The sequence below is a fragment of the Burkholderia sp. BCC0419 genome, from assembly GCF_902830285.1.
Lineage (GTDB): Bacteria > Pseudomonadota > Gammaproteobacteria > Burkholderiales > Burkholderiaceae > Burkholderia.
The window spans coordinates 1-427 of the sequence record NZ_CADESR010000031.1 but is presented as its reverse complement, the minus strand read 5'-3'; the positions used below and the strand labels follow the sequence as shown (position 1 = coordinate 427).

Annotated in this window: 1 protein-coding gene; it reads right to left on the bottom strand. The window is 58.5% G+C overall.

Annotated elements, in window-relative coordinates; translation table 11 throughout:
• Positions 1 to 427 (bottom strand): hypothetical protein (locus tag HWW87_RS36885; RefSeq protein WP_175824381.1); only part of this gene is annotated, 427 nt, incomplete at both ends.

Genomic DNA, 427 nt, shown 5'->3' with positions numbered 1-427 from the left:
GACGTGCGAGACGGGAGCGTGGCGTCGGCCGTGCTGCGTACGACGTCGTGCGTGTAGATCTCCATCGAGTTGCGGAAGTCGATCTTCGTCTGGTGCAAAGCCGTGAAGTAGCTCTTCACCGATTCGAGAAACTTCGCATAACCAAGCGTATAGAAGTTGCGGACGTACTCGTTCCTTTTGGACGGATCGGAAAGCGAGTTCAAGCGCTCGGCGAGCACTTTCTGCATGGCGTTCTGGTACCGGTAGATCTTCTCGCGCATCTCGCCCAGTGTCGCGGCGACCGTGTCGGGCGCAAGAGCGAGTTCGTCGCGCATCGACAGATACACGCCATACATCGACACCTGAGCGCCGCAGGCGAGCGCGTGCATTGTCAGCCCCTGATATTCGGAACCCTTGATCAGGAACATCGGCGTGAGCATCGTGCAAC